The sequence below is a fragment of the Methanobrevibacter sp. genome, from assembly GCF_045644645.1.
Lineage (GTDB): Archaea > Methanobacteriota > Methanobacteria > Methanobacteriales > Methanobacteriaceae > Methanocatella.
Window position 1 is genome coordinate 26,052 of the sequence record NZ_JAZRHE010000127.1, and the last position, 13,765, is coordinate 39,816.

14 protein-coding genes and 1 pseudogene are annotated in these 13,765 nt (G+C 35.4%); 10 read left to right on the top strand and 5 right to left on the bottom strand.

What is annotated here, in order from left to right; all coding sequences use genetic code 11:
- Window positions 1-102: 102 nt before the first annotated feature.
- Window positions 103-885 (top strand): endonuclease NucS, encoded by a 783-nt coding sequence (gene nucS / locus ACKI4K_RS07325; protein ID WP_407423735.1) that lies wholly within the window; start codon window positions 103-105, stop codon window positions 883-885.
- On the opposite strand, the gene ACKI4K_RS07330 is transcribed toward nucS, so the two are convergent.
- Window positions 882-1,361, bottom strand: coding sequence for a hypothetical protein (locus ACKI4K_RS07330; protein ID WP_407423737.1), 480 nt, complete (start codon window positions 1,359-1,361; stop codon window positions 882-884). The genes nucS and ACKI4K_RS07330 overlap by 4 nt on opposite strands.
- Window positions 1,362-1,444: 83 nt before the next feature.
- Between ACKI4K_RS07330 and ACKI4K_RS07335 the strand changes: the two genes are divergently transcribed.
- Window positions 1,445-2,149, top strand: coding sequence for a PsbP-related protein (locus ACKI4K_RS07335; RefSeq protein ID WP_407423739.1), 705 nt, complete (start codon window positions 1,445-1,447; stop codon window positions 2,147-2,149).
- Window positions 2,150-2,195: 46 nt separating this feature from the next.
- Window positions 2,196-3,023 carry a carbon-nitrogen hydrolase family protein gene (locus ACKI4K_RS07340; protein ID WP_407423741.1) on the top strand — a complete coding sequence of 276 codons (828 nt, stop codon included), beginning with the start codon at window positions 2,196-2,198 and terminating at the stop codon, window positions 3,021-3,023.
- Here ACKI4K_RS07340 and ACKI4K_RS07345 read toward each other — a convergent pair whose 3' ends face one another.
- Together ACKI4K_RS07345 and ACKI4K_RS07350 are read right to left on the bottom strand one after the other, a co-directional pair.
- Window positions 3,024-3,872, bottom strand: a complete 849-nt coding sequence (locus ACKI4K_RS07345; RefSeq protein ID WP_407423743.1) for a HEAT repeat domain-containing protein — start codon at window positions 3,870-3,872, stop codon at window positions 3,024-3,026.
- Between the two features lie 73 nt (window positions 3,873-3,945).
- The gene (locus ACKI4K_RS07350; protein WP_407423745.1) at window positions 3,946-4,716 is read right to left on the bottom strand and encodes an SDR family NAD(P)-dependent oxidoreductase; all 771 of its coding nucleotides are present in this window, start codon (window positions 4,714-4,716) and stop codon (window positions 3,946-3,948) included.
- Between the two features lie 279 nt (window positions 4,717-4,995).
- Between ACKI4K_RS07350 and ACKI4K_RS07355 the strand changes: the two genes are divergently transcribed.
- The 3 genes from ACKI4K_RS07355 to ACKI4K_RS07365 all read left to right on the top strand — a co-directional run bounded on the left by ACKI4K_RS07355 (window position 4,996) and on the right by ACKI4K_RS07365 (window position 8,502).
- On the top strand, window positions 4,996-7,593 hold the full coding sequence (locus ACKI4K_RS07355; RefSeq protein ID WP_407423747.1) for an ATP-dependent helicase: 2,598 nt from the start codon (window positions 4,996-4,998) through the stop codon (window positions 7,591-7,593).
- A 69-nt stretch (window positions 7,594-7,662) separates the two neighbouring features.
- Window positions 7,663-8,031 (top strand): DUF5518 domain-containing protein, encoded by a 369-nt coding sequence (locus ACKI4K_RS07360; RefSeq protein WP_407423749.1) that lies wholly within the window; start codon window positions 7,663-7,665, stop codon window positions 8,029-8,031.
- A gap of 18 nt (window positions 8,032-8,049) precedes the next feature.
- Entirely contained in the window at window positions 8,050-8,502 is a 453-nt protein-coding gene (locus tag ACKI4K_RS07365; RefSeq protein ID WP_407423750.1) for a hypothetical protein, read from the top strand.
- An 8-nt stretch (window positions 8,503-8,510) separates the two neighbouring features.
- Here the strand turns inward: ACKI4K_RS07365 and ACKI4K_RS07370 are convergent, their stop codons facing one another.
- On the bottom strand, window positions 8,511-9,602 hold the full coding sequence (locus tag ACKI4K_RS07370) for a formate--phosphoribosylaminoimidazolecarboxamide ligase (protein ID WP_407423752.1): 1,092 nt from the start codon (window positions 9,600-9,602) through the stop codon (window positions 8,511-8,513).
- 148 nt (window positions 9,603-9,750) lie between these two features.
- Between ACKI4K_RS07370 and ACKI4K_RS07375 the strand changes: the two genes are divergently transcribed.
- Together ACKI4K_RS07375 and ACKI4K_RS07380 are read left to right on the top strand one after the other, a co-directional pair.
- Window positions 9,751-10,290 carry a metallophosphoesterase gene (locus tag ACKI4K_RS07375; protein ID WP_407423754.1) on the top strand — a complete coding sequence of 180 codons (540 nt, stop codon included), beginning with the start codon at window positions 9,751-9,753 and terminating at the stop codon, window positions 10,288-10,290.
- 1 nt (window position 10,291) lies between these two features.
- Entirely contained in the window at window positions 10,292-10,921 is a 630-nt protein-coding gene (locus ACKI4K_RS07380) for an RlmE family RNA methyltransferase (protein WP_407423756.1), read from the top strand.
- Here the strand turns inward: ACKI4K_RS07380 and ACKI4K_RS07385 are convergent.
- The gene (locus ACKI4K_RS07385; RefSeq protein ID WP_407423758.1) at window positions 10,918-11,337 is read right to left on the bottom strand and encodes a hypothetical protein; all 420 of its coding nucleotides are present in this window, start codon (window positions 11,335-11,337) and stop codon (window positions 10,918-10,920) included. The genes ACKI4K_RS07380 and ACKI4K_RS07385 overlap by 4 nt on opposite strands.
- A 140-nt stretch (window positions 11,338-11,477) precedes the next feature.
- Between ACKI4K_RS07385 and ACKI4K_RS07390 the strand changes: the two genes are divergently transcribed.
- Together ACKI4K_RS07390 and ACKI4K_RS07395 are read left to right on the top strand one after the other, a co-directional pair.
- Window positions 11,478-13,478, top strand: coding sequence for an ATP-binding protein (locus tag ACKI4K_RS07390; protein WP_407423760.1), 2,001 nt, complete (start codon window positions 11,478-11,480; stop codon window positions 13,476-13,478).
- A gap of 123 nt (window positions 13,479-13,601) precedes the next feature.
- Window positions 13,602-13,765: pseudogene (locus tag ACKI4K_RS07395) on the top strand (translation initiation factor IF-2 subunit beta); the annotation flags it as partial.

A 13,765-nucleotide genomic window follows, 5' to 3' on the forward strand; every position in this document is an offset into this window, starting at 1 on the left:
ATATTCCTCGTCGTAAATTCTAATCCCCCACAATAGTATAATTGTTTCAAATAAATCTATAAAAAACAAATTATTTAAATTAAACTAAACAATGTTATTGTGATGAAATATAAAATTTTAGAAAAACCAGACTGCAAGCAAGCTTATGACTTGGTTCATGAAGCCCTGCGCAAAAGAGCCACAATTGTTATTTATGCTTGTTGCAAAGTTAATTATGAAGGAAGAGCACTGAGTCAACTTAATTGGGGGGAGCGCATCATCCTGATTAAGCCGGATGGTGCGTTTTTGATACATCAGGAAAAGAAAGTTGAACCTGTAAACTGGCAGCCCCCAAAATCAAAAACAAGAAGCTATATCAAAAATGATAACCTTTTCTTGGAAAGCCACAGAAGAACTCCAAAAGAGCTGTTGACAGTTGAGATAATGAAGGTCCACTTCATCAATTATGCAAACATTGAAGACTATGAGGAACTTGAACAGGCAGGATATGAAAAGGACATGAGTGATATGATTATGGAAAAGCCCCATATAATTGAAGAGGGATTTGTCCCAACCACAAGGGAATACAGTGTTGAACATGGATTCATTGACATATTGGGAAAGGATAAAGACAATAATTTAATGGTTTTGGAACTAAAAGCTAGAAAAGCCGGAGTTAGTGCTGTAAAACAACTTAGAAGATACCTTCAAGATTTAGAAAATACTGATAATGATTATCTGAAGGAGTGTAATGCTCAAAAGAAAAAAATCAGAGGATTGCTTGTGGCTCCGTCAATAATGGACGATGCTCAAGAACTGATTGATGAAGAGGGAATCGAATTTATAGCTATCGAACCTCCCCGAGAATTAAAAAGAGACAAAAAAACAACATTAGATGCATTCTAATCCAATGCATCCTCAATTCTTTTTATTTCATCCTGATAATATCTTTCTGTGAATTCATTTGCAGGAATTGAAGTGGTCACATGACATTCTTTTTCTAATTTGTATATAAGATAATCTTCAGTTTCAAGAGGAATAGTGTCGTTTTCATCCAATAATTCCAGATCATCTAATTCTTCAAGAATGGATTCATATTCTTTTTGTTCAAGCTCGATTGCATCATCCAGTTCCATTTCCTGGACTTTTGGATTTAACTGTAAAGCTATGGCTACAAAACCATTGACAGTTTTATCTGAAATATTGAATCTGGAATTCCTAATTTCATCCATGGAGAATTTAATATGCATTAAAGTATTTTTTGTTACTGGAATCTCCTTTGATAAACCAATCTGATTAATCTCATAATTATTTTTCCATTCACCAATTTTATATACTGCATAGTTCATATCATCAAGATTAATAATTTCTTCACTACCCATTATATCACATTTATAAATATCTTTTTATATAAATAAAAACATTATTATTAATTATAATGTAAAATTTCAATGGAGGTTAATCTGTGAAAAAATGTCCTGAATGTGGAAATCCAAGTTATGATGGTGCTCCTGTTTGTGGAAATTGTGGATTTGTATTTCCAAAACAAAAGGTTGCTGCTCCTAAAAAAGAGAGCATCTTTGAAAACGCACCTGAAAAAGAGAAAAAACCTTCCTCTGACGAAAGTACAATTGATATTATAAAAGACAACAAACTCGTTATTGGTGCCATACTCTTAATAACTTTAATTGTAATTTGTGGAATTGTTCTCACTGGATCAAATAATAATAAGGTAAGTTCACCAATTCAAAGTGCAGATACTAATGAATTTAGTGAAGGAGGCTTTTCATTCAATTATCCGAATGATTGGAAGATAACAAATGGAAGTGATGAGAATCATGAAGGTGCAAAATTCTTTGAAAATGGAAATGGCACTTTGATAGAGTTTTATAATACAACAATGGAATCTTCATCACTAAAAGAAATAACTAAAGAAAGAATTGGTTCTACCATTGAAAGTGGTTCATATGTTGAACTTGTTGAAACAATTAGCTTAAATGGTAAAGAAGCATCAAACGTTATTTTAGAAAATGTTGATGGAAATTACACAAGATTTGTTTCAATGCTCAGTGATGGAAACTTATATGTATTTAAAATGGATGGAAACTCCATTAACTCAGTTACATCAAGTGACATCACTTCAGTAATAAATTCTGCAAAAATTGCATAGGTATGATTAATTTCATACTTTCTTTTTTTATTTTTAAGTGTTTAACATGACCAAAGTTAAAATGGCTCTTTGTCAAATGAATGTTGTTGATAACAAAGAGGAAAATTTAAAAAAAGCTAGTCTGATGATAGCGCAAAGCATTGAGAATAATGTTGATTTTATAGTTTTGCCCGAAATGTTTAACTGCCCATATTCAAACGATAAGTTCATTGAATATGCAGAAAAGGAAAAAACTAGCGAAACCCTTTCAAAGATATCAAAGCTGGCTTGTGCAAATAAAGTTTATATTCTTGGAGGGTCGATTCCTGAAAAAGAAAATGACAGATTATACAACACCAGCTATCTTTTTGATAAAAACGGAGATATCATAGCCAAACATAGGAAAATGCATCTTTTTGACATCGACATTAAGGGAAGAATGACTTTCAAGGAATCCGACGTTTTAACTGCCGGAGATGATGTCACCGTTGCCGATACAGAATTTGGAAAAATTGGAATTGGAATCTGCTATGATGTTCGTTTTCCGGAATTAGCCAGACTGATGGTGCGGGAGGGAGCATTGATATTATTTTATCCCGGAGCATTTAACATGACCACCGGCCCTGCCCACTGGGAAATGCTGTTTAAATCCAGAGCTTTAGACAATCAGGTTTACTGTGTAGGTGTTGCCCCTGCATTAAATGAGGATGCGAGTTACCACAGTTATGGCCATTCAATCATTGCAAGTCCCTGGGGCGATGTGATTGCTGAAGCAAGTGAAAAAGAGAGTTTGATCATATCGGAAATTGATTTGAGTGAAATAAAAAAAATAAGAGAAGAACTTCCTCTTTTAAAAAACAAGAGAGAAGACCTTTACGAAATTATTAGAAAATAGCTATTTTAATTTAGCCAGCCTATTTTCAAAATAAGACAATTTTTTATCGTTACCCTTAAATACTTCGCAGGCAGTTTCTAAAACTCTAACTTCATTGTCATAGTCATTTGCTTTTCTATATAAAACACATAAACGTTTATATGGGGCATCTTTAGGTTGTTTTGCTTCAACATAACGTTCATATTCTTTAATGGCTTTTTGAGGATTGGTTTTTTCCATCTCTTTGATAGTGCTCATCGGAATAACTTTTACAATAGTTTCCCCAGATGCCTTAGCTTTTTGTCTTTTTTCTGCTTTTTTAATTGCCTTATTGCAAGATTTTTTGAAGTCCTTATCGTCTTCAGTTTTTCGTGCATCCTTGATTAATTTTATGGATTCATCAGTTGCCAAATCCCCCAAAGCTTGAATTGCGGCTAGTTTTACACCCCAATCGTCATCCTCGAGACATTTTGCAATAGTATCCAATTCATCAACTGCCTGAAGTTCACCCAGTGCACGCACTGCAACTTTCCTAACTCCAAAATCATCATCTTCAGTGGCTTCAACAAAATAAGGAATTACTTTATCATCTTCAGTTTCTTTTAGTGCAAAAGCTAAAAATCTTTTGTCTTTACCTTCCGCATTTTCAAATTCATCAATCAATCTATCAACAGCCACATCACCCATACTGCCTAAAATTTCGGCGGCTTTAAACCTAACCTGCGCATTATCATCAGTAGTTGCCTTAATTAATGGTTCAATAGCTTTTTCATCAGTAATTCCAACCAATGATTCAATAGCTTCCTTTCTTACTTTAACATCATCATCAGATAATTTCTTAATGGCTTCTTCAAAACTTAAATTTGACATGATATTAAATTAGATTTTAAGAATATATAATCTTTTAAAAAAATAGAAAAAAATAAGAGAGAAATTCTCTTATTTAAATGGCTGTCCATCCACCGTCAATACAGATTAATTGACCGGTACAGAAACTGGATGCATCAGATGCTAAGTAAATTGCAATACCATCTAATTCACCAGGTTGACCTAAACGGCCAGCAGGACAATATGCAGCAATAAGGTCCATGAATCCTTCCATTTCAATGGAATCTACAGTTAATTCTGTTTCAAATACTGCAGGACCGATCGCATTTACTGTAATGTTGTATTTAGCCCATTCGACAGCTAAGTTTTTGGTTAAGTTCATTACTCCACCTTTAGCTGAGGAGTATGCACTAATTCCTCCACCAGGGAAGATGACTCTTGAGTGGATTGAACCGATGTTAATGATTTTACCATATTCCTGTTCAATCATGATTTCTCCAACAGCTTTACACATGTAGTATACACCACTTAAGTCGATGTGGATGTGTCTTTCCCATTCCTCATTGGATTGGTCAGTAACCATTTTGTTGTTTCCCATACCTGCTGCGTTAACTAAAATATCGATTCTGCCATAAGCATCCATAACTTTTGCAACAGCGGCTGTGATACTGTCGTAATCTCCGACATCACATACTGCATACATTACTTCAGTTCCGAATTCTTTTTCAATGTCAGCGACATTTTCCTGGAGTCTTTCTTCTCTTCTTGCAAATAATGCTAATTTTGCACCTTGACTTGCATATGCTTGGGCAATTTGCCAGCCGAGACCGGAAGAAGCACCAGTAATTACTGCAACTTTGTCTTTAATATCAAAATAGTTCTTCATTTTATATACCACCTTAGTCCTAAGACTATGTTTAAGTATTTGAAAAATAAACTATTTAACTATTTATATCTGATTTTTTGATTAAAGTTCAGAATATCAAATTTAAATACTATACATTTTTAATAAGATATATGATAAAATAAATAAACTGGTTAAAAATATCAAGTAAAAATCTCTATATTGTGCATAAAAATATTGCAAATATTAAAAATTAAAAATTACAAAAATATATTACACATTAAAAAAATTAACAAATTTGACAGAAAAAATGTGATGACGATGATTGAAGAGCAAACAAAAACCTATTCTAAAAAACAAATTTACAAAGTCCTGCATCCCTGGGTTAGAAAATGGTTTGACTCAAAGTTTGATGACTTTACACCCGCTCAAAAAAAATCAATCATTGACATCCATAAAAAAAACAACATATTGATTTCATCACCGACAGGATCCGGAAAAACGTTAACCGCTTTTTTATCAATCATTAGTGAACTAACAACACTTGCCGAGGCGGATAAACTAGAAGATAAGGTTTATTGCATTTACATTTCCCCCCTAAAAGCTTTGGATAATGACATTGAAAAAAATTTGGACGAACCTCTTGAAGGAATAGAAAAAATAGCAGGCAAGGATTTGGGAATTAGAAAAGCCGTTAGGACAGGCGACACCACACAGTACCAAAGACAAAAAATGCTTAAGAAGCCCCCTCATATCCTAATCACCACCCCTGAAACGCTGTCCATCCTACTGGTCGCCCCGAAATTCAGAGAAAAATTGAGCGGAGTCAAATATGTGATTGTTGATGAAATACATTCCTTAGCCGAAAACAAAAGAGGTGTTCACTTAAGCTTGTCCCTTGAAAGATTGCAGCATCTGTTAGGGCAATTTACAAGAATTGGACTCTCGGCTACAGTCAGCCCCATTGAAGAGGTTGCCAGGTTTTTAGCGGGTTATGAATATGGGGTTGAGAGAAGCTGTAAAATAGTTAATATAAACTATTTAAAAGAGCTGGATATGGAAGTGATGTGTCCTGTCAGTGATATTGTGCTTGCAGATGAAGAGGACACAAGACTTGGAATGTATGACCTATTGGACGATTTAATCTGGGAAAATAAAACAACATTGATATTTACAAACACCCGAAGCGGCACAGAACGTTTCGTTTATAATTTAAAGAAAATGTATCCCATGCACTATAATAACGATAACATTATGGCGCACCACTCATCGCTTTCAAAGGAGGTTCGGCTGGAAACTGAAAATAAATTAAAAAAGGGCGAATTGAAAGCGGTAGTGTGCTCAACATCCCTAGAACTTGGAATAGATATTGGATATATTGACTTGGTTATTCTAATAAACTCTCCAAAATCTGTTGCAAGAGCCCTTCAAAGGATTGGGAGAAGCGGACACAGGTTACATGAAAAATCACGTGGGAAAATAATTGTTACAGACCGTGACGATTTGGTGGAATGCTCAGTTTTGTTAAAAAATGCAAAAGAAGGAAAAATCGATAGAATCAACATCCCAACCAACTGTCTGGACGTTTTGGCCCAACATATTTACGGAATGAGCATAGAAAATCCTTGGGACATTGATTATGCTTTTGATGTAATAAAAAAGAGCTATTGCTATAAAAATCTCACAAGGGATGATTATGAAGATGTTTTAAGTTATATGGCTGGAGAGTATCCCGAACTTGAGGAAAGGTATGTTTATGCCAAAATCTGGATTGATTATGAAAAGAACATGTTTGGAAAACGTGGGAAACTAGCCAGAATGCTTTATTCAACAAATATCGGAACCATACCGGATAGTTCAGGGGTTTTAGTGAAATGCGATGGGCAAACTGTTGGGAAGATAGAAGAAGACTTTATGGAAAGGTTAAAAAAGGGAGACACTTTTGTTTTGGGTGGAAACACCTACAGATTCAATTATGGAAAGGGAATGACAATCAATGTAACACCTGCAAGCGGTCCTCCCACAATACCTTCATGGTTTTCACAACAGCTGCCGTTATCCTTTGATTTGGCAATGGATATCCAGAGATTTAGAGCACATATGGATGTTAAATTCAGATATGGGCGAAGTAAAGAAGAAATTATGGAATTCATATATGATTATTTGTATGTTGACGATTTCGCAGCCAATTCCATTTATGAATACTTTGTGGAACAATTCAAGTATGCAAAAATTCCAAGCAATCGACTTTTATTAATAGAATACTATAAGGGATTCGGAGGAAGAAGATTTGTAATATTCCACTCGCTATTTGGAAGAAAAGTTAATGATGCCCTTTCAAGGGCAGTTGCGTATGTTGTAGCAAAAAGATACAACATCAATGTGACAATTTCGATTTCAGATAACGGATTCTACTTAAGTTCAGATGGCAAAATCGGAGGATTGGAATCATTTAGGGAATTGACTCCGGAAAACTTTGAAAATATCCTATCCCAATCCTTAAATAAAACAGAAACATTGGCTTCCAGATTTAGACATTGCGCCGGAAGGTCTCTTATGACTTTGCGAAGATATAAGGGAGAATCAAAGTCTGTTGGCCGCCAGCAAGTAAGGGGCAAGATACTGTTAAAATTCGTACAGGACATGGATGAAAACTTTTCTATCTTAAAGGAAGCCCGAAGAGAAGCTCTTGAAGATTATATGGACATCAAAAATGCAATAAAAATAATTGAATGGGTTGCATCAGAAGAGATGGAAGTGAAAACAATAAATACTGTAATTCCAAGCCCGTTTGCTTTTAATTTAATTTCACAAGGATATCTTGATGTTTTAAATCAAAATGATAAGGCGGAATTTACAAGAAGGATGCATCAGGCAATATTGGACCAAATAAGAGACAAGCTAAAAGACATTTATTAATTTTTAATAATCATTAAAAAATAAATACTTTTATTAACAAAAATGGATAATGATTAATAGGTGATAAATATGACCAAATGGAAAGCGGTGATAACAGGTTTTATTTTAGCTTTATTTGTCAAATCCTTTTTTGCACCCTATGAATTTATAGGATTGCTGATCGTTGGGTTTATTACCGGATATATAGCTCATGACGGGGCATTGAGCGGTCTGTGGAATGCGGCTCTTGCCGGAGCTTTAGGAACAGTGATCGCTGCAGCAATGTTTATTTTATCAGCCACATTTGGTGGAAGCCTATTTGGAATATTCGGAGGATTGACCGGATTTACTTTATCCGGCGCTTCAAGCATATTCATTATTATTGGAGATTTAATATATTATGCAATTGTTATGGGAATAACAGGGGCAATTGGAGGAGCATTATCTTCTAAAAAATAAGTTTTTGGAGAAAATAACATGGAATTCGGTAGTGAAGTTGATTTTAAATCCGTGGTTTTTGGAGCGGCTTTCGCTGCAACTTGCGTGATACTCGGAACAATGTATAACGATATGCTATATGCATTCGCATCAATTGGATTTTTATATGTAGGATATCGAGCTAAAAATATTAAGATGGGAGCTTTTCTCGGAGCATTTGCTTCAACACCATTGATATATCTTGCTTTAGACGGGAAATTAGGATACATCCCCGATGAGTCAAAGCTGATAATGGTTGTTGCCATTCTTTTTGTTGGTGCCTTTGTTGGTTTAGTTGGTGCATGGGCCAGGAAAAGCCGTGACAAAGCAAAAGTAGAATACGAAAAACAACAGAAAATTGGTAAAAATAAAAAGAAAAAGAACAAAGAAGAACCCGAAAATGAAAATAAAGGTTTCTTAAGCAAAATATCAAAAAAGAATAAAGAAAAATAATAACTGAATTATGTTATTATTTTTTCTAATTCATCTCTTTCTATACCGTTTTTAATTTCTAAAGCAATTCTTCTACCCATACTCATCGGTTTTCCGTAAGTTAAGTATGAGTAAGGAGAACCATCCATAAATGTGTTTGTTCCACCGTCAGTTCTTGCACTGATTTCAAAACAGATTACTTCCAGATTATCGTTTACTAATGTTTGCATACAGAATGGTCCGTTTAATCCAGGAGCAACTAATTTTTTAGCACTTTCGGTTAATTTGTCTGCAATATCAAATACTTGTGGGAGCAAAGATTCACGAATTACTGCAGGGTGGTTACCTGTGACAACATATGATGGGCTTAAATCAATATCCAATTGATCCTTTGCAGGCATTCTTACAAATCCATCAATGCTTGATTCGTATCTTGTATCCATACCCATTAATTCAACTTTATCGTCTAATGCTGAGTAGAAATAGTGTATACAATAGTTACAGCCAGACACATATTCTTCAATGTGCGCAGCTTCAACATCACTGTCATCTAACCATCCGCGTGCCTTCATAGCCTCAATTTTAGCATCAAATTCTTCAGTAGATGAAGCTACAAAGTAACCTCTTCCACCTCTTGCACCAGGGAACTTAACCATAACCGGCCTGTCAATTTCAGAAGGGTCATTGTATTTAAATGGAATTCTCACATCGCCTTCAACAAGCAATGCTCTTTCTTTGTCCCTTTCAGCTTCCCATCTAAGCACATCCCTGTTTCCAAACATTGGAACATTAAATTTATCTTCTACATTATCCAATCCGGCATAAGCAACAAAAGATCCATGAGGAACAACAATCGCATTCATTGCTCTGAGTTGCTCTTGAACTTCCTCATTGACTATGTCTTTGAACTCGTCCACAATGATATATTCATCTGCAACACCAAAACGTTGATATGGAACTTCACGACCCTTTTCACATACGATAGCTGTTCTAAATCCTTCTTCTTTAGCACCTTGTAAAATATGTAAAGAAGTGTGGCTTCCGAGAGTAGCTATTGTAATTTCACTTTTGTCATAATTAGCCAAAATGTCTAAAATGTCTTCCTTTTTAACTTCTCCCATTTTATCTTCTCCTCAAAGAATGATGATATTATATATATTTTTCTGAATTTATAATATTTTTTATTTTGATTGCGGAAGATGCTTGTAAAAAAATATTAAAAAGGATAACTAACAAATAATAAGAATATATTTTTTATAAATTTAAAGGTTGAAAAAAATGTTAATAGGATTAATTTCAGATACCCATATCCCGGATAGAGCTAAAAAAATACCCCGAAAAGTTTTTGATGCATTCAATGATGTTGATTTAATATTGCATGCCGGAGATCTAACATCACTGAAAGTGATTGAAAAGTTGGAAAAAATGGCTCCAGTAATAGCAGTCCAGGGAAATATGGACAGAGTTAATGGAATTTATCTCCCTATTGCAAAAGTAATAGAAGTAGAAGACCTGAAAATTGGAATTGCCCATGGAGAAGTTTATCCAAGAGCGGATACCCAGCAATTGGTTTATCTTGCAAAAGAACTGAATGTTGATATTCTGGTTACAGGGCATTCACATCAACCCAAAATCGAACAGAGCGAAGGGATATTATTGTTAAATCCCGGAAGCCCTATAGTTCCCCGACTTGCCGACAGAACTGTTATGCTACTTGAAATAAAAAATAAAGAAGTTGATGTGGAAATAATAAAAATCGGTGCGCCGGTATGTAGTGCACTTGACTTCGATAAGTATAAGAGGGATTAGAATGGGAAGCAAATGGCAGATGGAAAAGCATAATGACCCTTATTATAAAAGAGCAAAACAGGAAGATTACCGCTCACGAGCATCTTATAAGCTCAAGCAACTTGATAAAAAATTCAAAATCATCAAAGAAGGAAATACTGTTGTTGATTTGGGTGCGGCACCTGGCGGATGGTCCCAGGTTGCATTAGAAAAAGTTGGTGAAGATGGAACCGTTGTTGGAGTGGACCTGAACAGATTTAAAAAATTCCATGAAGAAAATTACCATGGAATCCGGGGGGATTTCACAACACCCGAAGTTCAAGAAAAAATCATGAAGCTTATCGGGGGAAAAGCAAAAGTGGTGATGTCAGATGCATCCCCTTCACTTTCCGGAATCAAAAATATCGACCAACTAAGGTCAATTGATTTGACCAATGCAGTCATTGGCATTGCGGACAATATCCTTGAGGAGAAGGGAAACCTGGTTATGAAAGTGTTTCAGGGCCCGGAGTATAAACCCATGTTAGATTCACTTAAAGGAAAATTCAGGCAAGTGAAAACCACAAAACCACCATCATCACGTAAAAAAAGTTCTGAAATGTATGTCGTGGGTTTGGGCTTCAAACCAAAAAATAGAAAAAAAGGAAATTAGAGATTGTTGTAGGCGTTATTAGCGGCATCGAGTTTTTGTTTTGCAAAGTCAATTCTGCTGTCCACTTCGTTAGATGGCTTACCTGCATCCAAAGCACTTTGAACATTTTGAATGGCAGCATCTGCCCTAGATAACTCGATTTTTGCATCATTATACACCTGAATTTGATCTTTACCGCCACCGTAATATGAAGATTTAATGCTATCAAACTTAATAGCCAAATCCGAATAAGATGATTTTAACTGTGCAAGCTCATCGTATTGGGTGCCTGAAGATATCTCATCAGTAATGCCCTCTGAAACCATACTATATCCCACATATGCTACAACAATAATTGTGGATACCACCATGATAATCCCCACAACAGAAATTAACATAGAAGTAGATTTAAATAAGCTTAGTCTTGATTTCCTCATGATTACCATCAAATTAAATTTTAATTGAGTAATAATTTTATTTATAAATTTTAGTATATAATATTTACCAATATTAAGCTTTACTCTCCAACACCAAAATACAATAATTTTTAAAGTATGAAAAAATAATAGTATAGATGATGAATTCCACTACTAAATCACAAACATTGATTGCAAAATTTGAAGAGTTTTTTTCTACTTCTTATAAGGATGATGTGTTTGAAATACTTGAAAAATACCCTGATGAGCGATCACTTAATGTAAACTATGAAGTATTAGAAATATTTGATCCGTCATTAGCAGATTTGTTGGTTGACAAACCTGAAGAGGTTATTAACGCAGCACAAACCGCCATTAAAAACATCGACCCCCTTGTCAAGGATGCGGACATACATGTGCGTTTCGAAAATCTCTCCAATGTCATTCCTTTAAAAACATTATTGAGCAAATACATTGGAACATTTGTTGCGGCAGACGGAATTGTAAGAAAGACCGATGAGATAAGGCCCCGTATTGAAACTGGAGTGTTTGAATGCAGAGGCTGTATGAGATTACATGAAGTCGAGCAGACTTCAAGCAACACCATTTTAGAGCCATCATTATGTAGCGAATGTGGTGGAAGGTCTTTTAGATTGCTTCAGGAAGAATCCAAATACATTGACACCCAGACCGCAAGAATGCAAGAACCGCTGGAAAACTTATCTGGAGGAACTGAACCAAAACAGATATTGATGGTTTTGGAAGATGATTTAGTAGACAGATTAAACCCTGGTGACAAAGTAAGAATAACAGGGACCTTAAGAACTTTCAGAGAAGAAAGAAGCGGCAAATTTAAAAATTACATTTATGTAAATCATGTCGAACCTTTAGAACAGGAATTTGAAGAACTGCAGCTTTCCGAGGAAGACGAAGAGAAAATTATTGAATTGTCAAAAGACCCCAACATCTACGAAAAAATCATACGGTCAACAGCACCCTCAATTAAAGGGTATCGTGAGGTGAAGGAAGCTATTGCATTGCAACTCTTTGGAGGTTCTGCCAAACAGCTTGAAGATGAGACCAAACTAAGGGGAGACATACATATCCTCATTGTCGGAGACCCCGGTATCGGTAAGTCCCAGATTCTAAAATATGTTTCAAGATTGGCGCCAAGAAGTATTTATACAAGCGGTAAAGGTACCACAGGTGCAGGATTAACCGCAGCAGCAGTTAGAGATGAACTTGGAGGGTGGTCTCTTGAAGCAGGTGCATTAGTACTTGGGGACCAGGGTAACGTTTGTGTTGACGAACTGGACAAAATGAGATCTGAAGACAGGTCTGCACTCCACGAAGCATTGGAACAACAGACCGTAAGTATTGCAAAAGCCGGGATTATGGCAACCTTGAACTCAAGATGTTCCGTTCTTGCAGCTGCAAACCCTAAATTTGGAAGATTTGACAAATACAAAATACTTGCCGAACAAATTGACCTGCCTGCACCGATTATTTCCCGTTTTGATTTGATTTTTGTAATTGAAGACAAACCGAGTAAGGAAGGCGATGCGGAATTAGCGGACCACATTTTAAAAATACATAAAGAAAATACAATCGATTATGAAATTGAACCGGAACTGCTTAGAAAATATATTGCATATGCGCGTAAGACCTGCAATCCAACCTTAACGGAGGAAGCTAATGAGGTTCTAAAAGAATTCTATGTAAGCACAAGAAACAGCAATCCCGAAGAACAGGGAGCTGTTCCAATTACTGCAAGACAATTGGAAGCCATCATTCGTTTGGCAGAAGCCAGCGCTAAAATCAAACTTAAAAATGTGGTTGAAAAGGAAGATGCCAAAAAAGCTGTCGATTTGCAATTGGCCTGTCTTAAGAAGGTGGGGGTTGACCCTGAAACCGGTGAAATGGACATCGAGATTATGGAAGGTAGAACTCCAAAATCCGATAGAGACAAAATCCAAAGAGTAACTGAAGAAATAGCCCTTCTTGAAGAAGAATATGCTGGAAATGCTCCATTAAATATTTTAATTTCAAATATGAACGATAAATATGGAGTTAGCGAAGAAAAGGTAGTGAGCATAGTTCGCAACCTACAGCAAAAAGGAGTCATATACGAACCTGATACAGGATATTTCAGAAGAGCTTAGACTCTTCAACTATTTTTATTTTTTAAGAATTTCCCCATTTTTTAAAAATTAGCAATACATTAATAAATGATTAAAATAAAATTTAATATATTATACTTATACTAATTTTCACGGAGAGATAATATGGATAAATACGAAGATTTATTAGAAAGAGCAATAGACCAATTACCTCCTGAAGTATTTGAACACAAAAGATTCAAAATCCCTAAAGCTTATTCAGATATCCAAGGTAATAGAACATTCATTAAAAACTTTAAAGATGTTGCAGAAGGTTTAAACAGAGACCC

Excerpts from the sequence above, each read along its gene's own strand:
- nucS (WP_407423735.1), top strand. The coding sequence starts at position 103 with ATGAAATATAAAATTTTAGAAAAACCAGACTGCAAGCAAGCTTATGAC.
- ACKI4K_RS07330 (WP_407423737.1), bottom strand. The coding sequence starts at position 1,361 with ATGGGTAGTGAAGAAATTATTAATCTTGATGATATGAACTATGCAGTA.
- ACKI4K_RS07340 (WP_407423741.1), top strand. The coding sequence starts at position 2,196 with ATGACCAAAGTTAAAATGGCTCTTTGTCAAATGAATGTTGTTGATAAC.
- ACKI4K_RS07345 (WP_407423743.1), bottom strand. The coding sequence starts at position 3,872 with ATGTCAAATTTAAGTTTTGAAGAAGCCATTAAGAAATTATCTGATGAT.
- ACKI4K_RS07350 (WP_407423745.1), bottom strand. The coding sequence starts at position 4,716 with ATGAAGAACTATTTTGATATTAAAGACAAAGTTGCAGTAATTACTGGT.
- ACKI4K_RS07355 (WP_407423747.1), top strand. The coding sequence starts at position 4,996 with ATGATTGAAGAGCAAACAAAAACCTATTCTAAAAAACAAATTTACAAA.
- ACKI4K_RS07360 (WP_407423749.1), top strand. The coding sequence starts at position 7,663 with ATGACCAAATGGAAAGCGGTGATAACAGGTTTTATTTTAGCTTTATTT.
- ACKI4K_RS07365 (WP_407423750.1), top strand. The coding sequence starts at position 8,050 with ATGGAATTCGGTAGTGAAGTTGATTTTAAATCCGTGGTTTTTGGAGCG.
- ACKI4K_RS07370 (WP_407423752.1), bottom strand. The coding sequence starts at position 9,602 with ATGGGAGAAGTTAAAAAGGAAGACATTTTAGACATTTTGGCTAATTAT.
- ACKI4K_RS07380 (WP_407423756.1), top strand. The coding sequence starts at position 10,292 with ATGGGAAGCAAATGGCAGATGGAAAAGCATAATGACCCTTATTATAAA.
- ACKI4K_RS07385 (WP_407423758.1), bottom strand. The coding sequence starts at position 11,337 with ATGAGGAAATCAAGACTAAGCTTATTTAAATCTACTTCTATGTTAATT.
- ACKI4K_RS07390 (WP_407423760.1), top strand. The coding sequence starts at position 11,478 with ATGAATTCCACTACTAAATCACAAACATTGATTGCAAAATTTGAAGAG.